General features: G+C 68.0%; 21 protein-coding genes. 13 read left to right on the forward strand and 8 right to left on the reverse strand.

What is annotated here, in order from left to right; translation table 11 throughout:
* Positions 1 to 35: 35 nt before the first annotated feature.
* The gene (locus tag ACYX4S_RS18150) at positions 36 to 863 is read right to left on the reverse strand and encodes a hypothetical protein (protein WP_476361211.1); all 828 of its coding nucleotides are present in this window, start codon (positions 861 to 863) and stop codon (positions 36 to 38) included.
* Between the two features lie 91 nt (positions 864 to 954).
* Entirely contained in the window at positions 955 to 1,599 is a 645-nt protein-coding gene (locus ACYX4S_RS18155) for a LysE family translocator (protein WP_476361212.1), read from the reverse strand.
* A gap of 221 nt (positions 1,600 to 1,820) precedes the next feature.
* Between ACYX4S_RS18155 and ACYX4S_RS18160 the strand changes: the two genes are divergently transcribed.
* The 6 genes from ACYX4S_RS18160 to acs all read left to right on the forward strand — a co-directional run bounded on the left by ACYX4S_RS18160 (position 1,821) and on the right by acs (position 7,560).
* On the forward strand, positions 1,821 to 2,687 hold the full coding sequence (locus tag ACYX4S_RS18160; RefSeq protein ID WP_476361213.1) for a phosphatase PAP2 family protein: 867 nt from the start codon (positions 1,821 to 1,823) through the stop codon (positions 2,685 to 2,687).
* Between the two features lie 191 nt (positions 2,688 to 2,878).
* A complete protein-coding gene (locus ACYX4S_RS18165; protein WP_476361214.1) occupies positions 2,879 to 3,628 on the forward strand; it encodes a YdcF family protein in 750 nt (249 codons plus the stop codon).
* A gap of 91 nt (positions 3,629 to 3,719) precedes the next feature.
* Positions 3,720 to 4,517: a lysophospholipid acyltransferase family protein gene (locus ACYX4S_RS18170; protein ID WP_422070166.1), complete on the forward strand. Its 798-nt coding sequence runs from the start codon at positions 3,720 to 3,722 to the stop codon at positions 4,515 to 4,517.
* Between the two features lie 87 nt (positions 4,518 to 4,604).
* Positions 4,605 to 4,955, forward strand: coding sequence for a hypothetical protein (locus ACYX4S_RS18175; RefSeq protein ID WP_293720602.1), 351 nt, complete (start codon positions 4,605 to 4,607; stop codon positions 4,953 to 4,955).
* 60 nt (positions 4,956 to 5,015) lie between these two features.
* On the forward strand, positions 5,016 to 5,414 hold the full coding sequence (locus ACYX4S_RS18180; protein ID WP_422070167.1) for a DUF1761 domain-containing protein: 399 nt from the start codon (positions 5,016 to 5,018) through the stop codon (positions 5,412 to 5,414).
* Positions 5,415 to 5,625: 211 nt separating this feature from the next.
* Entirely contained in the window at positions 5,626 to 7,560 is a 1,935-nt protein-coding gene (acs, locus tag ACYX4S_RS18185; RefSeq protein WP_293720607.1) for an acetate--CoA ligase, read from the forward strand.
* A 242-nt stretch (positions 7,561 to 7,802) separates the two neighbouring features.
* Here the strand turns inward: acs and ACYX4S_RS18190 are convergent, their stop codons facing one another.
* From ACYX4S_RS18190 to ACYX4S_RS18215, 6 genes are all read right to left on the reverse strand, one after another.
* Complete coding sequence (locus ACYX4S_RS18190) at positions 7,803 to 8,348, reverse strand: hypothetical protein (RefSeq protein ID WP_422070168.1); 546 nt, start codon at positions 8,346 to 8,348, stop codon at positions 7,803 to 7,805.
* A gap of 192 nt (positions 8,349 to 8,540) precedes the next feature.
* Complete coding sequence (locus ACYX4S_RS18195; RefSeq protein WP_476361215.1) at positions 8,541 to 10,409, reverse strand: DUF294 nucleotidyltransferase-like domain-containing protein; 1,869 nt, start codon at positions 10,407 to 10,409, stop codon at positions 8,541 to 8,543.
* 236 nt (positions 10,410 to 10,645) lie between these two features.
* Positions 10,646 to 12,421, reverse strand: coding sequence for a sodium:solute symporter family protein (locus ACYX4S_RS18200; protein WP_476361216.1), 1,776 nt, complete (start codon positions 12,419 to 12,421; stop codon positions 10,646 to 10,648).
* Between the two features lie 16 nt (positions 12,422 to 12,437).
* Positions 12,438 to 12,701, reverse strand: coding sequence for a DUF4212 domain-containing protein (locus ACYX4S_RS18205; protein ID WP_293720614.1), 264 nt, complete (start codon positions 12,699 to 12,701; stop codon positions 12,438 to 12,440).
* A gap of 410 nt (positions 12,702 to 13,111) precedes the next feature.
* Complete coding sequence (locus ACYX4S_RS18210) at positions 13,112 to 13,573, reverse strand: MarR family winged helix-turn-helix transcriptional regulator (protein ID WP_476361217.1); 462 nt, start codon at positions 13,571 to 13,573, stop codon at positions 13,112 to 13,114.
* A 1-nt stretch (position 13,574) separates the two neighbouring features.
* Positions 13,575 to 14,117, reverse strand: coding sequence for a flavin reductase family protein (locus ACYX4S_RS18215; RefSeq protein ID WP_476361218.1), 543 nt, complete (start codon positions 14,115 to 14,117; stop codon positions 13,575 to 13,577).
* A gap of 265 nt (positions 14,118 to 14,382) precedes the next feature.
* On the opposite strand from ACYX4S_RS18215, the gene ACYX4S_RS18220 reads away from it, so the two are divergent.
* From ACYX4S_RS18220 to ACYX4S_RS18250, 7 genes are all read left to right on the forward strand, one after another.
* The gene (locus tag ACYX4S_RS18220) at positions 14,383 to 15,429 is read left to right on the forward strand and encodes a 2,5-dihydroxypyridine 5,6-dioxygenase NicX family protein (protein ID WP_476361219.1); all 1,047 of its coding nucleotides are present in this window, start codon (positions 14,383 to 14,385) and stop codon (positions 15,427 to 15,429) included.
* Positions 15,426 to 16,241 (forward strand): alpha/beta fold hydrolase, encoded by an 816-nt coding sequence (locus tag ACYX4S_RS18225; protein ID WP_476361220.1) that lies wholly within the window; start codon positions 15,426 to 15,428, stop codon positions 16,239 to 16,241. Before ACYX4S_RS18220 ends, ACYX4S_RS18225 begins: the two co-directional genes overlap by 4 nt.
* Positions 16,241 to 17,527 (forward strand): acyl-CoA dehydrogenase family protein, encoded by a 1,287-nt coding sequence (locus ACYX4S_RS18230; protein ID WP_293720626.1) that lies wholly within the window; start codon positions 16,241 to 16,243, stop codon positions 17,525 to 17,527. Before ACYX4S_RS18225 ends, ACYX4S_RS18230 begins: the two co-directional genes overlap by 1 nt.
* Complete coding sequence (locus tag ACYX4S_RS18235; RefSeq protein WP_476361221.1) at positions 17,524 to 19,077, forward strand: class I adenylate-forming enzyme family protein; 1,554 nt, start codon at positions 17,524 to 17,526, stop codon at positions 19,075 to 19,077. The genes ACYX4S_RS18230 and ACYX4S_RS18235 overlap by 4 nt, the downstream gene beginning before the upstream one ends.
* 36 nt (positions 19,078 to 19,113) lie before the next feature.
* Positions 19,114 to 20,127: a TRAP transporter substrate-binding protein gene (locus ACYX4S_RS18240; protein WP_476361222.1), complete on the forward strand. Its 1,014-nt coding sequence runs from the start codon at positions 19,114 to 19,116 to the stop codon at positions 20,125 to 20,127.
* Positions 20,124 to 20,651 (forward strand): TRAP transporter small permease, encoded by a 528-nt coding sequence (locus ACYX4S_RS18245; protein ID WP_293720633.1) that lies wholly within the window; start codon positions 20,124 to 20,126, stop codon positions 20,649 to 20,651. The genes ACYX4S_RS18240 and ACYX4S_RS18245 overlap by 4 nt, the downstream gene beginning before the upstream one ends.
* Positions 20,652 to 20,770: 119 nt before the next feature.
* On the forward strand, positions 20,771 to 22,063 hold the full coding sequence (locus ACYX4S_RS18250) for a TRAP transporter large permease (protein WP_476361223.1): 1,293 nt from the start codon (positions 20,771 to 20,773) through the stop codon (positions 22,061 to 22,063).
* Positions 22,064 to 22,191 lie beyond the last annotated feature (128 nt).

Below are 22,191 nucleotides of genomic sequence, written 5' to 3' on the forward strand. Positions count from 1 at the left end.
CTCCGGCCGCCGTATGTCACGAAGAAGACGCCTGGTCACCGGCGCATTCCATCCTTGTCGAGCCGCTCGATCTGCGCGGGGTGGGAGACCTTGATGAGGGGGCCGTCGCGTGTCTGGACGATGCCCCTAACGCGAATAGCTGCCCCTTCGAGGGCTGCAACGTCAAGCCCGGCGGCCGCGAATTCTTCACGGCTGGACGCAGATATGGTGACGGTGAAGTCGTCCCGCCAGCGGTATCCGAAGTTGAGGTAGAGGGTCGAGCGGGTCTCGCCGACGCCGAGAACCCGCCCCTCGACCAGCGAGAAACGGCCGGTCAGCCGGGTGATCGTGTCCGGTTCCGAGGCCTTTGGAACGCGGTGATCCGCCCACGCGCCACGTCCCGCGCGTCTGGCGGTTTCCTCCGCCGCGAGAAGCGGGGCCAGGCAGGCGGGCGAAAGCCTTGCGGGCAGGACGCCCGCGCGGCCGCTTGCCACTTCGTCCAGCGCGAGCCAGGATCCGTCGCCTGCATCGAGCAGAAGGCCGGTGCGCCGGTTCCAGCGGTCCGGTCGTCCGGCAATGTCGTGAAACCGCAGGTCGCGAGCAGGCTTGGTCGGCTGCGCCGTTGTGTCCAGCGGCACGAGATCCGCCTGGGTGAAAAGATGCCCCTGCGCATCTGTGAAATCGCCGCGCATGTCGGGACCGGCGAGCCTGCGATCCTCGAAGGGAGCGACCCGGTTGGCGGTGCAGGCGGCCGGAAGGGACGTTTTCGCAACCTCCGCCCCGGCCGGGACGGCAAGCAGGAAAAGCACGGCGGCAAGGCACGGCACGCTCGGCGCGGCGGTTGCCGAGCCCGCCGCGTCCCGTCCCGATCCATGCATGTTCATTGCCTTCAAGGTTTTCCGGGTGTCCGTATTGATGACGTCGCGAAGCAGCATGGCCACAACGACGGCAAGAGCTTGACGTCGCGGCTCGCCGTCAGCCCCGGCTGGTCATCAGGATCTTGACCGCGAAGCCGCCGATCACGCCCGCGAACAGCCAGTCGATGGCGCGCATCAGTCGCGGCGAGCGGCGCAGGCCCTTTGAGAACCCTTCCGCCATCAGGACCATGGCAACGCAGAACGGGACGGACAGCACCACCAGATAAAGACCCAGGAAGACGAGCTTTCCCGCCGCGTCCGGATCGTTCGCGGCAACGAACTGGGGCAGGAAGGTCAGGAAGAACAGCACGATCTTCGGGTTGAGCAGATTGACCAGCAACCCTGTCAGATAGATGCGCCCGAGCGGCACGCGCGGTGTGTCGGCCCTCGCCGCCACGCTCAGGGCCGACCCGTGGCGCAGCCCCTGATAGGCGAGCCAGAGCAGATACAGCGCTCCCACCACCTTGAGAACGAGGAACGCCTCGGCGGATGCGGCAAGGAGCGCCGAAAGGCCGAAGGCGACAAGGAGTGTGTGAACGACACTCCCCGTGCTGGTGCCAAGCACGGACACAAGTCCGGATGCACGTCCCTGGGTCAGCGCACGGCTGACGAAGAGCGTCATGTCCGGTCCCGGGGTCATGACCAGCACGAGCACGGCCGCGGTGAACGCGGCAAGGGTCGCCGCATCGGGAATGAAACTCATCGTCGCCTCTCCTGCGCGAAAGTGTCGCGGGCATGCCTCGTTTACGGGGCCACACACTAGTTGATCGGGCGATCCCGTGCCAGCGGGCTGGTGGTCGCTCTCCAGTGCTGACGGGCCCGTTGGACGGGCCGAACGCGCGCGGCTATAAGGCGGGCAGGCAAGCGAACGCCTGTGCCGTCCTGCCCGCAAAGGGCGGGATGCGAGGCATCCGAGGAGGCCCGATGCCGTCCGATCCGTCCCCCGCGTCCGAAAGGGCCGTTTCCGTATCCGGTCGCTTCCTGGCGCGGCTCGCCGCGTTCGAGACAGGCGCGCTGATGCTGGCCGGACTTGCCTGGATTGCCTTTGTCTCGGTGTTCTTTCTGCTTCTCCCGGCGGTCGATCTCGCCACGACAGGATTGTTCCACGATCCGCAACAGGGGTTCTGGGCCGCAACCACGCCGGCCCTGATGCGTCTTCGCGAACTGGGACCGTTCCTGGTGCGTTTCATCGCCATCTGCTCGCTGGCGCTTGTGCTGGTCGCCGCGTTCTGGCCTGCGGCGGGCCGGCGTATCGCGTTGCGGCCGCCGCTGTTTCTCATCACGACGCTGGCGCTGGGGCCGGGACTTCTCGTCAACGCCATCCTGAAAAACAACTGGGGCCGCCCGCGCCCGGTGATGGTCGAGGCCTTCGGGGGCGATGCGCCCTATGTCTCGGTGTGGCGGATCACGGACCATTGCGGAACCAACTGTTCCTTCGTGTCGGGCGAAGGGTCGGCGAGCTTCTGGCTGTTTTCGCTGGTCTTTCTGGTGCCAGCGCGCTGGCGGGCAACCTCCGCCCTCCTCATCGCGCCGCTGTGCCTTGCCCTGTCGGCGAACCGGGTCGCCTTCGGCGGTCATTTCCTGTCCGATACGCTGATGGCCTGGGGGCTCACGCTGCTGGTCATCCTGGCCATGCGCCATTTCTTCTGGGAGGTGCGCGGTGCCGAGGCGCGCGCGCGCCGCTGGCGCGCCGGCTTCGACCGGGCGGCGGCGGCACTGCGGCGCGGCATTTCGCGGGTTGCCGGCTCCTGCCGGGCCGCGTTTCGCAGGTTTTTCGCGCGGTTCGCCTGAATACGCCGGATTTTCGTGTCGATGCCGGGTGATGCCCCTTTTTTCGCCGTGTTGACGTGGCATTCGCGCGGGCAAGGAGCATCTTGCGCGGCGGCCGGGCTTGTGGAAAACGGCGCGGGGCTTGCGCGAGACGGCAATATCGGCAGGGTTGGCTCGATTTTCGAGCCAAATGCCGTGATCATGACGACGACATGAGCGAGACGGATCCACGGGCCGAGGCCCGCATGGGCACACTGGAGCGAGATGCCGCCCGACCGGTCGAAAGGCCGGCCGGCGACGCGTCGTGCCCGGATGCCAAGACCCCGGTCCCGCCCGCGGCGCTGCCGCACCGGCGCTGGCGCCCGGGTCTCCTGCTTGTCGCCCTTGCCGTCGCGATCGGTCTTGCGCTTGGAAATTTCGTCCAGTTCGCGCACAGGGTGGCGAGCCTCAGCCGGGACGATCCGCCGGCGGCCGCCCCCAGCGCCGACGCCATCGTGGTGCTGACGGGGGGCAGCGAGCGGGTCAAGGTCGCGCTGGACCTGCTGGCGGAGGGGCGTGCCGAGCGCCTGCTCATTTCCGGCGTGCATCCCGACACGACACCGCGCCAGATTGTCAGCACGACGGAAAGCGACATGGCGCTTTTCTCGTGCTGCGTGGATCTCGACCGGATCGCCTCCAACACGTTGCAGAACGCCGAGGAAACGGCGAAATGGGTGCACGACAACGGCTACGCCCGCGTGCTGATCGTCACCAGCGCATATCATATGCCGCGCGCGCTGCTGGAACTGCGCTCGGTCGCGGGCGACGTCGACCTGCTTCCGGTCGCGGTGCAGGCCAACGGCATGGAACTCGACCGCTGGTATCTCGACCCGGCCGTCTCGCTGCTTCTTCTGCGCGAGCACATGAAGTATATGCTGACCTGGCTTCGCATCGCCGCCGCGACCGGCAAGGTGCCGGGATGAGCGGCGCCAGCGCGGCGGGCCGCCGTCCGGGTCATGCGCCGGGGCCGGCCTGCTCTTTCGTCACGACCTCATCCGCCGGCCGGTTCCGTTCATGATCCTTCTTCGCTCGCTCGTCTTTCAGGCCCTGTTCTATCTCTCGACCCTGGCCCTCATGATCCTGGCGCTGCCGGTTTTCGTGCTGCCGCGCAAGACAGGCTGGCCCGTGGTGCCCTTCTGGGCGCGGATGAACCTCTTCCTGCTCAGGGTGATCACGGGCGTGAAGGTCGAGTTTCGCGGACTGGAGAACATTCCCGAGGGGGGCTGCATCGTTGCGGCGAAACACCAGTCGGCCTGGGAGACCTTCGCGCTGTTGCCGCATTTCGTCTCGCCGACCTATGTTCTCAAGCGCGAGCTCCAGTACATCCCCATCTTCGGCTGGTACACGATGAAGTACCGCCAGATCCCGGTCGACCGGGGCAAGCGCTCGGCGGCGCTGGCCGCCATGACCGAGCGGGCGCGCGAAGCGGTGGCGGAAGGTCGCCAGATCCTGATCTTTCCGGAGGGAACGAGGCGCGGCGCGGGCGAAGAGCCTCGCTACAAGTACGGTGTTGCCCATCTCTATCGCAAGATCGGCTGTCCGGTGCTGCCGGTGGCCCTGAACTCCGGCCTGTTCTGGCCGCGCCGTGGCTGGTGCCTGTACCCCGGGACGGTGCTGGTGGAATTCCTGCCGCCGATCCAGCCGGGGCTGGAGACCGAGCCCTTCTACGAGGAGATGGTCGGGGCCATCGAGGCCGCGTCCGACCGGCTGATCGGCGAGGCGATCGAGGCAGGTCCGGCATCGCCCGTCACGGACCGGGTTGCCGAGCGTTTCGCCGAACGCGGGCTGCCGGTGCCAGGGTCGAAGGACTGACGCAGGGGGCGCGGGCGGTCGCGGAGTGTTTTTGCTGTAGCACCTGTTCCTGATACGTTCTATATTGCCGCCATGACGAAAGGCGGCGTGGTGGCACGGCCTCCGGCCGGCGATGGGCCGGCCCCGCGTGCCGCCGAGGATCTCGGGCTTGGCGACCGGTACCGTTACCTGGTCGGCGCCTCAGGGCGCCGCTATCTGTTCACGCGCGTTTCGTTCGACCGTCTGGAGGAGTGTCCGGGGGCGGTCGTGGCGCTGGAGCGGCCCGAGGCCGCGGATGCCCAGGCCGAGCGTATCGTTTGGCTGGGGGAGATCGACCGCGACGGCCGGCGCCGTGGTCCGCCACTGCCGCGCGGGGCGCGCAAGTCCCTCATCGTTCTGGTACATCTTCTGGCCGGGGACGCCGCCGGCCGGCGTGTGGTTCTCGACGACCTTGGATAGGATGTGACGGTCCGGGCGTGAAGATCCGGACCATGCCGGGCGATACGGGGAACCAGCGCGATGATGTTCGACGGGATCAATCTTCTTGCCGTGCTCGGCGCGGCCATCGCCTCCTTCGCCGCCGGGTCGTTCTGGTATGGCATGCTGGGTGGCCTCTGGGCCCGTGCGGCCGGGCTTTCCGGTGCGGCGCGAAAGCCGTCGCCGGTGGTTCTCTGCCTGACCTTCCTGCTGGAACTCCTGATGGCCTTCGTCTTCGCCGGCGTGATCTATCATGCCGGCCCGGTGACGCCGGCGAACGGGCTTCTGTCGGCCGGGCTCGTTTGGACGGGCTTCGTCCTGACCACGCTTCTGGTCAATCACAGGTTCGAGCGTCGGCCGGTCATGCTGACCCTGATCGACGGCGGACACTGGCTCGTGGTGCTGCTCGTTCAGGGGCTCGCGATCGGCATTCTGTCGTGACCGGGGACATGACGCGCGCCGGGCGGAGAGGCTGACGCAGCGCGCGTAAGGGTTCTTCCGCAACCGACGAAAGAACGAAGCGCGCGAAGTGGACGGCCACGGTCCGCATCACCATAATGCAGGCCGACGACCGGCGCGCTGACCCGGGCTGCCCGCAGCCTCCGGCGCCTGCGCGCAAGAGAGCGCCGCGACTGTTTCTGGGAGGATCCAAATGTCCGATACCGTCTATCCGGTTCCGGCGGCGATCGCCGCCGACGCCCTTGTCGACAACGACAAGTACATGGAAATGTACCAGGCCTCGATCAGCGATCCGGCCGCGTTCTGGGGCGAGCACGGCAAGCGGATCGACTGGATCAAGCCTTTCACCAAGGTGAAGAACACCAGCTACGATCCGCACAACGTCTCGATCAAGTGGTTCGAGGACGGAACGCTCAACGTCGCCGCCAACTGCGTCGACCGCCATCTGGCCGAGCGCGGCGACAAGCCCGCCATCATCTGGGAGGGCGACGATCCCTCCGAGCACAAGATCATCACCTACAAGGAACTCGCCGCCGAGGTGAACCGCTTCGCCAACGTGCTTCACGCGATGGGCGTGAAGAAGGGCGACCGCGTCACCATCTACCTGCCGATGATTCCGGAAGCGGCCTACGCCATGCTGGCCTGCGCGCGCGTCGGCGCGGTGCATTCGGTGGTCTTCGGCGGCTTCTCGCCCGACAGCCTGGCGCAGCGCATCTCGGGCTGCGAGAGCAAGGTCATCATCACCGCCGACGAGGGCCTGCGCGGCGGACGCAAGGTGCCGCTGAAGGCCAATGTCGACAGGGCGGTCGAGAAGCTCGACGTGGACAAGGTGGTCGTGGTGCGCCGCACCGGCGGCGATGTGGCCATGAGCGACGGCCGCGACGTGTGGTACCACGAGGAGGCCGCGCGGGTGTCGGACACCTGCACGCCGGTGGAGGTGAACGCGGAAGACCCGCTGTTCATTCTCTATACCTCCGGCTCGACCGGCCAGCCCAAGGGCGTGCTGCACACGTCCGGCGGCTATCTGGTTTATGCCTCGATGACCCATCAGTATGTCTTTGATTGCAAGGACGACGACATCTACTGGTGCACGGCCGACGTCGGCTGGGTCACGGGCCATTCCTACATCGTCTACGGTCCGCTCGCGAACGGCGCGACCACGCTAATGTTCGAGGGCATTCCGACCTACCCGTCCCCCGCCCGCTTCTGGGAGGTGGTCGACAAGCACAAGGTGTCGATCTTCTACACGGCGCCGACCGCTATCCGCTCGCTCATGGGTGCCGGCGTCGAGCACGTGGAAAAGACCGACCGGTCCTCGCTCAGGATTCTCGGTTCGGTGGGCGAGCCGATCAATCCGGAAGCCTGGCAGTGGTATTACGATCACGTCGGCGACAAGCGCTGCCCGATCGTCGACACCTGGTGGCAGACGGAGACCGGCGGCATTCTCATCACGCCGCTTCCCGGCGCCACCGCGCTCAAGCCGGGATCGGCGACGCGTCCCTTCTTCGGTGTCCAGCCGGCGCTTGTCGATGCGGAAGGCACGATCCTGGAAGGCGCGACCGAAGGAAACCTCGTGATCACAGACAGTTGGCCAGGGCAGATGCGCACGGTCTACGGAGATCACGACCGTTTCGTTCAGACGTATTTCTCCGCCTACAAGGGGATGTACTTCACCGGTGATGGATGTCGTCGCGATGAGGACGGCTATTACTGGATCACGGGCCGTGTCGATGACGTGATCAACGTGTCCGGCCACCGCATGGGAACGGCCGAGGTGGAATCGGCACTGGTCGCCCATCCGAAGGTGTCGGAGGCCGCCGTGGTCGGCTACCCGCACGATCTCAAGGGCCAGGGCATCTACGTCTATGTGACGCTGATGGAAGGCGAGGAGCCGAGCGACGCGCTGGCCAAGGAGCTGCGCGACTGGGTGCGCAAGGAGATCGGTCCGATCGCTTCGCCGGACCTGATACAGTTCGCGCCGGGTCTGCCGAAGACACGCTCGGGCAAGATCATGCGCCGCATCCTGCGCAAGATCGCCGAGGACAGCTTCGAGAACCTGGGCGACACCTCGACGCTGGCCGATCCGGCGGTGGTCGACGACCTGATCGAGAACCGCCAGAACCGCTGAGCCAGAACCGCCGGGGGGACAAGACGCCCCGATCGGCACGAATTGAAACGGGCGGCGGTGCCATCGCACCGTCGCCCGTTGTTTTTCAAGGAGCCGGTTTTGCGCAAGGAGAGCGCAAAATCGCGGCAAAATTGATCGAATTCCTTTTCGGATTGCCGGGTCGGACCTGACCGGCGGACGCCGGATCCCGACCGCCGGCGGTGGTCCGGCCGCGCGCGCCTCTTCGGCAGTCCAATGCGCTCTTATCCCCGTGCGGGGTCGATCTCCTTGCGGCACACCGCCTCGAACGCGGAAAGGGCGCGGCTGTCGTCGCCGACCGGCGCCCAGGCCATGTCGGCCACGTTCGTCGGGTCGAGCGTCTCGCCGGGGAGAAGGTCGATGCGGCCGCGCCCCTCGCAGTCGTAGAGCTGTGTGATCTGGCGCACCGGCTCATAGCGGGTGAAGAGATTGAGCCGGACGCGGCGGTAGCGCGGCTCGATGCGGTTCGCCTCCACGGTGTCGAGGTCGATGGCGGCGAACCGGTTGATCTTGGGCTTGACCAGCGTCCAGGGCTGAAGCGCGTTCGAGGTTTCGTAGCTCGAGACCACCATCATGCCGTCCGGAAGGCCGCGCGAGGTCATGTCGAACCAGCCGTAGTCCATCCAGATCGTGAAGACGAGCATTCCCAGGCCGGCGGCGGCCGGAGCGAGCCAGCGCGGCAGACGGCCGCCGAGGGCGCGGTTGGCGATCATCACGATGCCGGCGATGACGGCACCGAGAGCGATGGTACTCAAAAGCAGGAAGAACATGGGCGGTCGGTCTTTCTGGCTGGCCGGCGCGGCACGGGCGGGTGCCGGGCCGGGGCAGTCGGAGGCGGACGGGTCATCCTGGAAACAGCGTGCGAGAGGATGACGCGCGGGGCAAGTGCGAACAGGCCCGGCGGCCCGGATTTCGCCTTTTGTGGTGGCCGCGACGTGCGGAGACATTCATCCAGGCTATGGCTAGACCATCTGGTTGCCGTGCCCGATCGCCGACTGAAGGGTCTTGATGACGCCGAAGGCGTCCTTCAGGTGGTTGCGTTCCAGGGCCGAGAGGGTGCTTGGTGCCATGAAGTTGTCGGGCTTGCCGCCGTCGCGCACCTGGCGGGCCTGATGCTCGAGCCGGATGTTGGAGATGAGGTCGTAGGCGTCGAGAAGGTCGTCGGCGCCGGAGGCGCTCAGCACCTTCGCCTCGCGCGCGGCCATCAGCCGCTCGCGGGTATTGACCGGGGAAAGGGCGCCGGTGAGCGCGTAGAGCCTTGCCAGATCGACGATCGGAACCACGCCGGACAGCTTGAGATCGAGCGTGTCCTTGTGTTCGCCGCTGCGGATCAGGGCGAAGCCGCGGAACAGGCCGAGCGGCGGCGTGTGCTTGAGCGAGTTGGCGGTCATGTGGGCGCGGAAGATGGAGTTCTTGCGCGCCGCCTCCAGCGTTTCCGCCTGCATTCCGGCAAAGAGGTCCGTTTCGCCGTGGATCGGGCGCAGGTCGAACATGACCGAGGCGAGCATCTGCGCCATGGGATCGGGACGTGCGATCCAGCCGGCGAAATAGTCGCGCCAGACCGAGGCCTTCTGCCGCCAGCGCGGGTTGGTCGCCATCATGTCGCCGGGGCAATAATAGTAGCCGCAGGCGTCAAGCCCGTCCGAAACCTCGCGGGCGAAGGCCTCGAACCACGCGTCGTGGCGGTCGGGATCGAAACTGTCGTCCAGGATCAGGCAGTTGTCCTGGTCCGAGACGCCGGTCTGCTCGCGGCGCCCCTGCGAGCCGCAGGCAAGCCAGAGGAAGGGGACGGGCGCCGGGCCGAGTTTCGCCAGCGCGAGCTCGATCAGCCGCCGGGTCAGCGCGTCGGTCACCGAGGTCACCAGATGACCGATCTTCCAGGCCTCGACGCCGACGCCGACGAGCTGGGCCAGAAGCCGGGGCACCCGGGCGACCACGGCGGCCAGATCCTCGATGCGGTCATGGCGCGCGATGTCGGAGACGAGGGCGGCGGCGGTAAGCGACTGGCGGCGCACGAGATTTGTTCGGGTGACGATGCCGACGGGGCGGCCGTCCTCGACGATGGGCAGGTGCCCGATGGCGCTCCCGCTCATGACCAGAAGCGCGTCGAAGAGACAGGCCTCGGGCGGCAGGGTTCGGGGATCGCGGGTCATCACGCTCCCGACCGGCGAGGCGGGATCGCGGGCCTCGGCCAGCACCCGTGCCGTGAGGTCGCCGGTCGTCAGAATTCCCTCGAGACGCTCAGGTGTTCCGACCAGAAGACAGGATATGGAGCGCTCCGACATGACGCGGGCCGCCTCGCGCACCGGCAATTCGGCGGTCACGATCACCGGATCGGGCGTCATCAGGTCCCTGAGAGCCGTGGCGATCTCGCCGATCGAGCCCTCGGCGGGCATGGCGGCCGCGCGCCGTCCGGCATCGCGGAGGCTGTCGAAATAGGCAAGAAAGGCTGGAAACCGCCCGCGCAGGTCATGGAACACGGCGGCGGGAAGCACCAGCAGGCGCGCCCGTTCGCTTACGGTCGCGGTGAGCTGGGCCACGCCGCCGCGCAGGAGACTGCGTGCGCCGCAGACCTCGCCCGGCAGGCATCTGGAGATCAGCATTCCCTCTTCCGACGCAAGGTCGATGGCGCCGCGTTCGACGACATAGAGCGCCTGCACCGTGTCGCCGACGCCGAACAGCCGGTCGCCGTCGGGGTGCTCCTCGAGCCGGGCGTCGTGGGCGAGGCGGTGCTGTTCCCCGGGAGGCAGCAGGTCGAAGGGGTGATGGCGCTGGAAGAAGGCCAGCGCAAGCGCCGGATCGGTCTCGGGGATGCGGTCGTCGTCGGTCATTGTCCGGCAAGTCCTCCCGGTGTCGCCTGGGCGTGCCGCCACGCAAGAGGCGGTCGCGCGGCGGGATCCCGGACCAGTTTCACAGGCCCGACGAGGTCACGCCAGCCTGTTTCATCAGGCGCGGGCGGCGTGCCCGGCCCCTCTTGCAGGAAACCCCGCCGGTGGCGGGGTTCGTCGGCCCGCGAGGGGCGGATGCGCGAGGGGCCGCTTGCGGCCCCTCGCTCCGGTTTTCGGGATCAGTGCCCGGTCGCGCCACCCGCGCCGCGCGGAACGCGGACGGACTCGACCAGATCCTGGATCTCCTGCGGCGGCTCCTCGGTCTGCATCGACACCACATAGGCGGCGAGGAAGTTGAACACCGCACCCACCGTGCCGAAGGAGGCCGGCGAGATGCCGAAGAGCCAGTTGTCCGGCGTGTTCGGCAGGATGTTGGTGCCCGGGATGAAGAACATGCCGAGGTAGGTGAACACGTAGCCGACCGTCAGCACGAGGCCGACGAGCATGCCCGCGATGGCACCCTTGGAGTTGATGCGCTTCGAGAAGATGCCCATCATCAGCGCCGGGAAGATCGACGCCGCGGCGAGACCGAAGGCGAGGGCCACGGTCTGGGCCGCGAAGCCCGGAGGGTTGAGACCCAGGTAGGTCGCCAGCAGGATCGCGCCGGTCATCGCGATACGGGCGGTCATCAGTTCGCCCTTCTCGGAGATTTCCGGGTTGAACACCGACTTGACCAGGTCATGCGAGATCGCCGAGGAAATGGCGAGCAGCAGGCCGGCCGCGGTCGACAGAGCGGCGGCGAGACCGCCGGCGGCGACGAGCGCGATGACCCAGCCCGGAAGCTGCGCGATCTCGGGATTGGCCAGCACGAGGATGTCGCGGTTCACCGACAGCTCGTTGCCGGCCCAGCCGAACTCCTCGGCCTTGGAGGCGAAGTCGGCGTTCTTGTCGTTGTAGAACTGGATGCGGCCGTCGCCGTTCTTGTCGTCGAACGACAGGAGACCGGTCTCCTCCCAGTTCTTGATCCACTGCGGACGCTCCGCGTAGAGCAGGTTGCCCTCCGGAGAGCCGACCTCGCCGGTCTGGATCGTGTCCATGATGTTGAGGCGCGCCATGGCACCGACCGCCGGGGCGGTGAGGTACAGCAGGGCGATGAAGACCAGCGCCCAGCCCGCGGACCAGCGCGCATCGGCCACCTTCGGCACCGTGAAGAAGCGGATGATGACGTGCGGCAGACCCGCGGTGCCGATCATCAGCGACATGGTGAACAGGAACATGTTGAAGGTGTTGGAGTGGTGTCCGGTGTAGCTGGCAAAGCCCAGATCCGTCACCACCTGGTCGAGCTTGGTGAGAAGCGGAAGGCCGCTCTCGGTGTGGTCGCCGAACAGGCCGAGCGGCGGAATGGCGTTGCCGGTCAGCGCGATGGAGATGAAGATCGCCGGGATCGTGTAGGCGGTGATGAGCACGCAGTACTGCGCCACCTGGGTGTAGGTGATGCCCTTCATGCCGCCAAGCACCGCGTAGACGAACACCACGGCCGAGCCGATGAGCAGGCCGGTGGTCACGTCCACCTCGAGGAAGCGGGCGAAGGTCACGCCCACGCCGGTCATCTGGCCGATGACGTAGGTCACCGAGATGACGATGAGGCAGATCACGGCCACCACGCGCGCGGAGGTCGAGTAGAAGCGGTCACCGATGAACTCCGGCACCGTGTACTTGCCGAACTTGCGCAGATACGGGGCAAGCAGCATGGCGAGCAGCACGTAGCCGCCGGTCCAGCCCATCAGGAAGGTCGAGTTGTCGTAGCCGGTGAAGGCGATCAGGCCGGCCATGGAGATGAACGAGGCGGCCGACATCCAGTCGGCGCCCGTGGCCATGCCGTTCAGAACCGGGTGGACGCCGCGACCGGCGGCGTAGAACTCGCCCGTGGAGCCGGCGCGGGCCCAGATGGCGATGCCGAAGTAGAGCGCAAAGGAAAGCCCCACGACGATGTAATTGAGGGTTGTCTGGTCCATGTGTTCAGGCTCCCGCTTACTCTTCGTCGACGCCGAACTGGCGGTCGAGCGTGTTCATCCGCCAGGCGTAGAAGAAGATCAGGACAAGGAAGACGAGGATCGATCCCTGCTGGGCGAACCAGAAGCCGAGATCGGTTCCGCCGACCTTGATGCCGGACAGGAGGGGGCGAAGAAGGATGCCGCATCCGAAGGATACGACGAACCAGATAATCAGGCAGATCCTGATCAGAGCGAGATTTGCGCTCCAATAGGCCTTGCCGGAGTCATTTCCAGTGCTCATGAGATTTCCTCCACTCAAGACTTCTCGCGTGCACGGGACGTTTTCGGGAAAGTCCGGCCTCGCCGGCCGCCTGGACATGTCCGCATCCGCGGGCGCATGACCGGGCGCGGCACCCGCTCCAACCGGTGCCGCAAAGCCCTTCAGCGCTCCTCCTGCGCCTCGGGCCAACTCCCCCTCCATCCCGGCTGCCGGCCACCGCGCAAGCTGCGGCTCCGGCCAACGAAGCGCCACGCAGGGTCGTGCGCGCGCGCCGTCTCAGCCCTGACCATACAGCCAAGCCGGAAGGGGGCGAACCGAGACATTCGGGTAATACGCTGCAAATCTGACGTAGCGGAATCAATTCAATAGGGAGCCTGCCTGCGGCGGGCTGTCGCAGGTGGGGCTACGGCCGCCCCGCCTCGCTCCTCGTGTCAGCAGGGATCGTCCTTGCCCGACGCGATCACCCGGGTGAGCGCCGTGCGCAGGGCGTCCGCCCCGTCCTTGCCGAGCGTGGAGACGAGCTGCGCCTGATGCGCTTCTGCGCGCGCGATCAGTTCGTCCACGCGCGTTTCGCCGGCGGGGGTCAGGCGGACCCAGGTGCGGCGGCGGTCCTGCGTGTCGGCGCGACGGGCGACGAGCCCTTGCGCGACGAGCTTCTCCACTGTCTTGGACATGGCCGGCTGGTTGGCTAGGCAGCGTCGCGCGAGTTCACCGACGGTCAGCCCGTCCGTTCCCTTCAGCGAGGCGAGCACCCGCCACACCGGCACCGGAACGCCAAGGCCGCGAAGCTCCTCGTGGAAGCCCGCGCTGGCGATGCTGGAGGCGCGCGCGAGCAGATACAGCAGGTAGCCGTCGACGAAGTTCCCGGGCCGGGCGGAATCGCTGTCGCTCATGTCAGCCCCGGTCCGCGGGAAGCGCGTAGTGGGGGCGGGCATAGCGGCCGGAATGGAAGACGAGCGGAACCCGGTCCTGCTCCTCGAACGCCTCGACCCGGCCGAGGAAGACGACGTGGTCGCCGCCGTCGACACGGGTGTCGTTGACGCATTCGAAGACCGCCGTGACGCCTGCGAGAACCGGCATCCCGCATACGCCGGGCGTCCAGTCGACACCGGCGAAACGGTCCTCGACGGGACGGGCGAAGCGGTCCGACAGGGCGTGCTGGTCGGCGGCGAGAATGTTGATCGCGTAGTGCGAGGCACCCTCGAACAGCGGCAGGTTGGCCGAACGCCGCGCCAGGCTCCACAGCACCATGGGCGGATCGAGGGAGACCGAGTTGAAGGAGTTCGCCGTCAGGCCCACCGGGCGCCCGGAAGCGTCCAGCGTGGTGACGATGGTGACGCCGGTGACGAAGCGTCCGAGCGCTGCGCGGAACCGGCGCGGATCGGCTTCGAGCGTGCGCTGCCCCGAAACGGGCGCCCTGGCGGTGTCCTCGTGCATGGCGTTTCCCTCCTCCCTGGGCTCCGGCGCGGGCCGGTGCCGGTCGTGCCTCCCGTTCCGGGTGCCCGCCGGAGCGGCGCCGGAACAAAGTTCATGCCTAAAAATATTCCTTTTCATATAATAACGATGTTGCTAGGCTCGTCCAAGTTCTTTTCGCTTGATGCGCGGATCGGGAGGCCGCGCGCAACATCCAGCCGGAACCGGCGGACAGGCGAATGACCGGACGCCAGGCGGGGTTCCTCGCCGGCCAGAGGGGGAGTTGCCGATGCTTGCCGACCGCATCGAGGGCAAATGGATCGACGCGTTCGAGCGCGTGTTCGCCATGTGCAAGGTCGCCCGCGACGAGACCGTCGCGATCCTTTCCGAAACCCAGTCGCGTGCCCTCAACGTTCACATCGCGGAGCTCGCGCTGCAGCGTCTCGGCGCGCGCGTGTTCCACGTGGTGGTGCCGACGCCGCGCCAGGACACGCCCGTTCCCGTGCGCTCGACCGGTGCCTCGGTGGCGCTGACCGGGCAGGACGCGGCGATCGCCGCGCTCGCGGCGAGCGGCCTTGTCGTCGACCTCACGGTGGAGGGGTTGCTGCACGCGCCCGAACTGCCCGGAGTGATCGCGAACGGCGCGCGCGTGCTGATGATCTCCAACGAGCATCCCGAGGCGCTGGAGCGTCTGCTGCCGGCCGAGCGCGACAAGGACCGCGTCCGCCGGGCGGTGAAGCTCATCCGCGAGGCGAAGGAGATGCGCGTCACCTCCGCCGCCGGCACCGACCTGACGGTCGCGATGGAGGGGGCCTCGACGGTCGGCGTCTGGGGCTGGTGCGACCGGCCGGGCTCGGTCGCCCACTGGCCGGCGGGTCTCGTCGTGTCCTTCCCGGCGGCGCACAGCGTCAACGGCACGCTGGTGCTCGACGCCGGCGACATCAATCTCACCTTCAAGCGCTATCTGGAAAAGCCGGTCCGCCTCACCATCGAGGACGACTATGTGACCGCCATCGAGGGCGAGGGAACGGACGCGGAGCTGACGCGGCGCTATCTCGTCGCCTGGGGCGAGCGCGAGGCCTATGCGGTCGCGCATGTGGGCTTCGGCATGAACGAGGCGGCGCGCTACGAGGCGCTGACCATGTACGACCAGCGCGAGACCAACGGCACGGAAGTGCGTGCCTATTCCGGCAACTTCCTCTTCTCCACCGGGGCCAACGAGTTCGCCGGCCGCTACACCAAGGGGCATTTCGACATCCCGGTGCGCGGCTGCACGATCACGCTCGACGGCGAGCCGGTGGTGATCGAGGGCGACGTGATCGAGGCCCTGAGATGACCGCCACGACCGGACAGGCCGACCACATCCGCGTGACCAGGGGAGGCGAACCGGTCGTCTTCCTGCACGGGATCGGGGCCGGTGCCGAGATGTTCGCGCCACAGCTCGAGGGGCTGGGCGCCGGGTTCGACGCCATCGGCTGGAACCTGCCGGGCTACGGCGGCACCGGGCTGATCGATCCCATGACCTTCGAGGGCCTGTCGGAGGCGCTCGCGGGTCTGCTCGACCGGCTCGGCATCGCCCGTGCGACGCTCGTCGGCCATTCCATCGGCGGCATGGTGGCGCAGGATTTCATCGCCCGGCATCCCGAGCGGGTGAAGGCGCTGGTGCTGTCCGCGACGGTTGCCTCCTTCGGCAGCCGCGACGGGTCCTTCCAGACGCGCTTCGTCGCCGAACGGCTGGCGCCGCTGGACGAGGGACGCACGATCCCGGAACTGGCGCGCGCCTTCGTGCCGGATCTGGTCGGCAGCAGGGGGGAGCCCTCGGCGATCCCGCTCGCGACCGAGGCCATGTCCCGCGTGCCCGAGGCGACCTACCGCGCCGCGATCCGCTGTCTCGCCACCTTCGACCGGCGCGAGGCGTTGCCGGCCATCGCCGTGCCGACGCTGGTGGTGGCGGGGTCGGAGGACCGCAACGGGCCGGCGCCGACCATGCGCAAGATGGCGGAGAAGATCGCCGGGGCACGCTATGCCGAGCTCGAGGGCATCGGCCATCTGGCGCCGCTGGAGTGCCCGCAGGCCTACACCGACCTGCTGCAGGGCTTCTTCTTCGACACGATCCTTCAGACAAGCAACGGGCAGGGAGCCTCCTGATGACGATCAACGTGACCATTGGCGGCGAGGCCGTTCCGGTTTGCGACGACAAGCCGATCTTCGACCCGGACGCCTTCCGCCTCACCGACCAGGAACGCGAGCTCACGACGCTGGCCCGCAACGTCGCGGCGGCGAAATTCGCGCCACGCGCCGGCGACTATGACCGCGAGGCGACCTTCCCGACGCAGAACTACCGCGACATGCACGAGGCCGGGCTGCTCGGCATCTGCGTGCCGAAGGAGGACGGCGGCCACGGCGCGCCCTTCCGCGCCTACATGATGACGGCGGCCGAGATCGGGCGCTATTGCGGCGCAACGGCGCTGACGTGGAACATGCACGTGTGTTCCTGCCTGTGGACCGGAGCGCTGACCGACGATCTGGACATGGGCGCGGAAGACCGCGAGCTGCACCGGACCCGACGGGCCGTGCACTACGACCGGATCCTGAAGGACGGGGCGATCTACTCGCAGCCCTTCTCCGAAGGCGGCGCGGCGGCCGCCGGCGCGGCTCCCTTCTCCACGTCGGCGAAGCGCGTCGACGGCGGTTTCCTGATCAACGGCAAGAAGATCTTCGCCTCGCTCTCGGGCCACGCGGATTATTACGGCGTGCTCTGCGGCGAGATGAAGGAGGGCGAGAAGCCCTCGCGTCGCGACACGATGTACATCGCGGTTCCCGCGGACGCGGAGGGTGTTTCCGTGGTGGGCGACTGGGATCCGCTCGGCATGCGCGGCACGGTCTCGCGCACGCTGCTGTTCAAGGACGTGTTCGTGCCCGACGACGCCCAGCTCATGCCGCGCGGCGTCTACTACCAGGCGGCGAACCGCTGGCCGCACATGTTCATGACGCTGTCGCCGACCTACATGGGCATCGCCCAGGCGGCCTACGACTTCACGGTGAAATACCTGCGCGGCGAGTGGCCCGGCCTGCCGCCGGTGAAGCGGCGCATGTTCCCCACCAAGCAGATCGGCGTCGCCCAGATGCAGATCATGCTGGAACAGACCAAGGCGCTGTGGTTCCAGGCGATCTCCGAGGCGCGCCCCGATCCGACCCGCGAGCAGATGTTGCGCGCCTGGGCCGCCCATTACACGGTGATGGAGAACGCCAACGAGATCTGCCAGCTCGCGGTCCGCACCTGCGGCGGCCAGTCGATGCTCAAGACGCTGCCGCTGGAGCGCATGTACCGCGACAGCCGCTGCGGCTCGCTGATGCTGCCGTGGACGGCCGAGATCTGCCTCGACCGCATCGGCCGTGAAAGCCTGTACCTGCCGGGAGAAACCGACGAGTGACGTCGATCGACGCCTGGATCGAGGCCCACGCGCAGGCCTCGCCCGACAAGGCCGCCATCGTTTTCGCCGGCGAGACGCTGACCTATGGCGATCTGGCCGGCGCGGTCGGGCGCATCGCCCGTCACCTGCGCGACAACGAGGGCGTGCGGCCGGGCGAACGCGTCGCGTATCTGGGAACCAACGCCCCGGACATGCTGGCGCTGCTGTTCGCCTGCGCGCGGCTCGGCGCGATCCTGGTGCCGCTCAACTGGCGGCTGGCGCCGCCGGAACTCGCCCATGCGGTGGCGGACTGCGGCGCGCGGCTCCTGCTGCATCACCCGGAATACGCGGAAACGGCGGCGGTGATCGCCGGGGACGCCGGGGCGCGGCTCGTCGACCCGGCGCGGGGCGGGCTGATCGCGCAGACCGCCGGTCTCGACGCGCTTGGTCCGGGCTCCGGCGAGGGGCACGGCGAGGCGCCGCTGCTCATCGTCTACACCTCGGGCACGACCGGGCGGCCGAAGGGCGCGGTGCTGACGCAGGACGCGCTTGCCGCCAATGCCGACAATGCCTGCCACATGCAGGACATCACGGCCGCCGACCGGGTGCTGACGGTGCTGCCCATGTTCCATGTGGGCGGGCTCAACATCCAGACGACCCCGGCATTGCGCGAAGGCGCGACGGTGATCCTGCACGACAGGTTCCATCCGGCCGCGACGCTTGCAGCGCTTCGCGGGGAACGCCCGACGCTCACCGTTCTCGTTCCCGCGACGCTTGCCGCGGTGATCGCGCATCCCGACTGGTCGCGGGCGGATCTCGCCTCCTTGCGGCTGGTGGCCACCGGCTCCTCGGACGTTCCCCATTCGCTGATGAAGCCCTTCATCGAGCGGGGCGTTCCCGTGCTGCAGGTCTATGGCGCGACCGAGACGGGACCGGTCTCCATCTATCAGCGGGTCGGTGACGCTGCTGCCGAGTTCGGCTCCATCGGCCGGGCCGGGCCGCGCACGCGGGTGCGCCTGATGGCGGACGGCCGGGAGGCCGGCACGGGCGAGATCGGCGAGATCCAGCTCATGGGCGGCAACATCACGCGCGGCTACTGGGGGCGCGAGGACGCGACCGCCGAGAGCTTCGCCGACGGCTGGTTCCGCACCGGGGACCTGGCCATGCGGGACGCGGACGGCGTCTACTGGTTCAAGGACCGGATCAAGAACGTCATCATCTCCGGCGGCGAGAACATCTATCCGGCCGAACTCGAGCGCGTCCTGCGCGAGATCGAGATCGTCGGCGAGGCGGCGGTGGTCGGGGTCGCCGATCCGCGCTGGGGCGAGAGCCCGGTCGCGGTCGTCGTGCCGAAGGCCGGGGAAGCGGTGGACGAAACGGGCGTCCTGGCGGGTTTCAACGGCCGCCTGGCGCGATACAAACACCCAAAATCCGTTGTTATGGTGGAGGAATTGCCGCGCAACGCGCTCGGCAAGATCAAACTGGATATGCTCCGCAAAATCGCCGAGGATGCCCTCGGCGCGCGGGACGCAACCGGCCGCGACCCGGTCAAGGACCCAAAGAAGGCCTGACCCGCAGCGCGGTCCTGTGTGAGAGAGGGGAACACAATGCGGAAATTTCTTGCCATGCTTGCCGGCGTTGCGGCGCTGGGCCTTGCCGGTCCGGCCGACGCCGAGACCACGCTGCGCGTCTCCAACTGGCTGCCGCCGTCGCATCCGATCGTGAAGGACATCCTGGCGCCCTGGGGCGAGCAGGTGGCCGAGGCGACGGACGGACGCGTGAAGGTCGAGATCATGGCCTCGCCGATCGGCAAGCCGCCGGCGCAGTTCGACCTGATCCGCTCCGGCGTGGCGGACGTCGGCTACAGCGTGCACGGCTACACGCCGGGCCGTTTCAAGCTGACCTCGCTCGTCGAGGGACCGTTCCTGTCCGACAGCGCGGAGGCGCTCTCCGTCGCCTACTGGAAAGTCCAGAATGCGATGCTCGACAAGGCCGGCGAGCATGACGGCGTGAAGCTGCTGACCGTCTTCACCCACGGCCCGGGCATGATCTACACCACCAAGAAGGACGTGGCGTCGCTGGAGGACCTCGCGGGCCTCAAGATGCGCATCGGCGGAGGCATCGTCTCGGAGATCGCCCAGCGTCTCGGCATGATCGGCGTGCAGGCGCCCTCGCCGCAGGTGTATGAGATCCTGGCCAACGGCGTGGCCGACGGCATCCTGTTTCCGGCCGAGTCCGTGCCGTTCTTCCGCATCGACGAAGTGGTCCGCCACGGGATCTCCGTGCCCGGCGGCCTCTACAACACCTCGTTCTTCGTGGTGATGAACCGCGATGCCTGGAACCGGCTGTCGGACGAGGACAAGGCGGCGATCGACTCCGTCTCCGGCGAGGCGATGGCGCGCATGGCGGGCAAGGCCTGGGACGCGGCCGACGCGGCCGGCACCAAGACCATGCTCGACAAGGGCGTGACGCTTTCCAGGGCCGACGACTCCATGACCGCCGCCATCACCGAGAAGCTCGAAGGCGTCAACGCCGGCTTCATGGAGGCCGCCAAGGCCGCGGGCATCGACGGCCAGGCCGCGATGGACATGCTCAAGGCAGAGGTCGCCGCCGCCAAATGAGCACCTCGGTCAAGGGCTCGGGCACCGAACCCCCGGCGCGTCACGGCGCCGGGGCGTCGGCACCCGCGCGCTGGGCGGTGCGGGGGCTCTCGCTTGCCGCCGCCCTGCTGCTGATCGTGATGATGCTGGTCACCTTCGTCGACGTGATCGGCCGCTACCTGTTCAACGCGCCCCTGCCCGGCGCCTTCGAACTGACCGAGGTGCTGCTCGCCCTCGTCATCTTCGTCGGCCTGCCGATCGTCACGGCGCGGCGCGAGCACGTCACGGTCGACCTCTTCACCTCGCGCATGCCGCGCCGGGTGCGTGCGGTGCTCGCCCGGGCGGCGAGCCTCGTCACGGCCGTGATGCTGGTCCTCTTCACGTGGCGGCTCGGCGTGAGCGCGCGCGACTACACCAACTATGGCGATGCCACGGTCTATCTGGGCATTCCGCTCGGGCCGGTCGCGGCACTCATGGCGGTGTTCTGCGGGCTGGCGGCACTCGTGGCCGCCTGGCTGGCGCTGAGGCCCGGCCGCGACGGCTGAACCCCGCCCCGGCGAAACGATCCGGCGCGGGCCTCCGGCCCGTTCCGCCCTCACCCGATTGACTGTCGCGGAAGCGCCCGGCACGGGCGGCTTCCGGCCGAGCAAGGATCCCGCCCCCAATGGACACCTGGCTTCCCGGTCTCCTCATTCTCGTCGTCGTGATGTTCGCCGGCGTTCCCATCGCCTTCGCCATGGCGCTGGTCGGCGGTCTCGGCCTGACCATGATCCTCGGCTTCATGCCGGCCATGGCGATCATCGGCCAGACGACCTTCGACACCGGCCTGTCCTATTCGCTGTCCGTGGTGCCGCTCTTCGTGCTGATGGGCAACCTGGTGACGCGGGCCGGGCTGTCCGACGAGCTCTATGCCGCCTGTCATGCCTGGCTCGGCCACCGCAGGGGCGGGCTCGCCATGGCGACCGCGGTCGCCTGCGGCGGCTTTTCCGCGGTATGCGGCTCCTCGCTCGCCACCGCCGCCACCATGGGCAAGGTGGCGCTGCCGCAGATGCGCCGCTACCGCTATGACGACGGGCTGGCCAGCGGCGTGATCGCCGCGGGCGGGACGCTCGGCATCCTCATTCCGCCGAGCGTCATTCTCGTGCTCTACGGCGTCACGGCGCAGCAGGACATCGCCCGCCTCTTCATCGCCGGCGTGGTGCCGGGCGCGCTCGGCATTCTCGGATACATGGCGGCGGTGCGCATCGTGTGCTGGCTCAACCCGAAGGCGGGCCCGCCGGCCGAGCGGATGAGCTACCGCGAGCGCTTTGCCGCGCTGAAGGGCGTCACCGGCATCCTGGCGCTCTTTGCCCTTGTGATCGGCGGCATCTACGCCGGCATCTTCACCGCGACGGAAGCCGCCGGGATCGGCGCAAGCGGGGCGTTTCTGATCGCGCTGGCGCGGCGGCGGCTGACCTGGTCGACCCTGCTGGAAACGCTGGCGGACACGGCCGCCACCACCACCATGATGTTCATGGTGCTCATCGGGGCGCTGGTGTTCTCCAGCTTCGTCAACATCGCCGGCCTGCCGACGGCGCTGTCCGACATGGCGCGGGCCTCCGAACTGCCGCCGCAGGCGATCCTGGCGCTGGTGCTGGTGGTGTACCTGTTCCTTGGCATGGTTCTGGAAAGCCTGTCCATGGTGCTTCTGACCGTGCCGATCTTCGCGCCCGTCATGGCCGCGCTGGGCTTCGATCTGGTCTGGTTCGGCATCGTGGTGGTGGTGGTCACCGAGATCAGCCTCATCACCCCGCCGGTGGGGCTCAACGTCTTCGTGCTGAAGACGGTGATGCCGGACGTGCCCATGGGCACGATCTTTCGCGGTATCGTGCCGTTCGTGCTCGCCGACGTGGTGCGCCTGGCACTGATCGCCTCGATCCCGGCGCTGGTCCTGTTCCTGCCGGACATGATGAACTGACGCCTGGGCAACGGGCGCGCGGACCACGCGCGCCTTGACCCGGCTCGCCATTTTGCGCCATTGAAGGGGGATGGGCACACGGGTTCCCGGACGGTCGCGCGGCCGGGGCCTTCTGGATGACGTTTCGC

This window comes from Stappia sp. ABD4_338 (genome assembly GCF_056312175.1).

Excerpts from the sequence above, each read along its gene's own strand:
- ACYX4S_RS18205 (WP_293720614.1), bottom strand. The coding sequence starts at position 12,701 with ATGAGCACTGGAAATGACTCCGGCAAGGCCTATTGGAGCGCAAATCTC.
- ACYX4S_RS18220 (WP_476361219.1), top strand. The coding sequence starts at position 14,383 with ATGCTTGCCGACCGCATCGAGGGCAAATGGATCGACGCGTTCGAGCGC.
- ACYX4S_RS18230 (WP_293720626.1), top strand. The coding sequence starts at position 16,241 with ATGACGATCAACGTGACCATTGGCGGCGAGGCCGTTCCGGTTTGCGAC.
- ACYX4S_RS18195 (WP_476361215.1), bottom strand. The coding sequence starts at position 10,409 with ATGACCGACGACGACCGCATCCCCGAGACCGATCCGGCGCTTGCGCTG.
- ACYX4S_RS18150 (WP_476361211.1), bottom strand. The coding sequence starts at position 863 with ATGAACATGCATGGATCGGGACGGGACGCGGCGGGCTCGGCAACCGCC.
- ACYX4S_RS18250 (WP_476361223.1), top strand. The coding sequence starts at position 20,771 with ATGGACACCTGGCTTCCCGGTCTCCTCATTCTCGTCGTCGTGATGTTC.
- ACYX4S_RS18200 (WP_476361216.1), bottom strand. The coding sequence starts at position 12,421 with ATGGACCAGACAACCCTCAATTACATCGTCGTGGGGCTTTCCTTTGCG.
- ACYX4S_RS18165 (WP_476361214.1), top strand. The coding sequence starts at position 2,879 with ATGAGCGAGACGGATCCACGGGCCGAGGCCCGCATGGGCACACTGGAG.
- ACYX4S_RS18160 (WP_476361213.1), top strand. The coding sequence starts at position 1,821 with ATGCCGTCCGATCCGTCCCCCGCGTCCGAAAGGGCCGTTTCCGTATCC.
- ACYX4S_RS18155 (WP_476361212.1), bottom strand. The coding sequence starts at position 1,599 with ATGAGTTTCATTCCCGATGCGGCGACCCTTGCCGCGTTCACCGCGGCC.
- ACYX4S_RS18190 (WP_422070168.1), bottom strand. The coding sequence starts at position 8,348 with ATGTTCTTCCTGCTTTTGAGTACCATCGCTCTCGGTGCCGTCATCGCC.
- ACYX4S_RS18215 (WP_476361218.1), bottom strand. The coding sequence starts at position 14,117 with ATGCACGAGGACACCGCCAGGGCGCCCGTTTCGGGGCAGCGCACGCTC.
- ACYX4S_RS18245 (WP_293720633.1), top strand. The coding sequence starts at position 20,124 with ATGAGCACCTCGGTCAAGGGCTCGGGCACCGAACCCCCGGCGCGTCAC.
- ACYX4S_RS18180 (WP_422070167.1), top strand. The coding sequence starts at position 5,016 with ATGATGTTCGACGGGATCAATCTTCTTGCCGTGCTCGGCGCGGCCATC.
- acs (WP_293720607.1), top strand. The coding sequence starts at position 5,626 with ATGTCCGATACCGTCTATCCGGTTCCGGCGGCGATCGCCGCCGACGCC.
- ACYX4S_RS18240 (WP_476361222.1), top strand. The coding sequence starts at position 19,114 with ATGCGGAAATTTCTTGCCATGCTTGCCGGCGTTGCGGCGCTGGGCCTT.
- ACYX4S_RS18225 (WP_476361220.1), top strand. The coding sequence starts at position 15,426 with ATGACCGCCACGACCGGACAGGCCGACCACATCCGCGTGACCAGGGGA.
- ACYX4S_RS18210 (WP_476361217.1), bottom strand. The coding sequence starts at position 13,573 with ATGAGCGACAGCGATTCCGCCCGGCCCGGGAACTTCGTCGACGGCTAC.
- ACYX4S_RS18170 (WP_422070166.1), top strand. The coding sequence starts at position 3,720 with ATGATCCTTCTTCGCTCGCTCGTCTTTCAGGCCCTGTTCTATCTCTCG.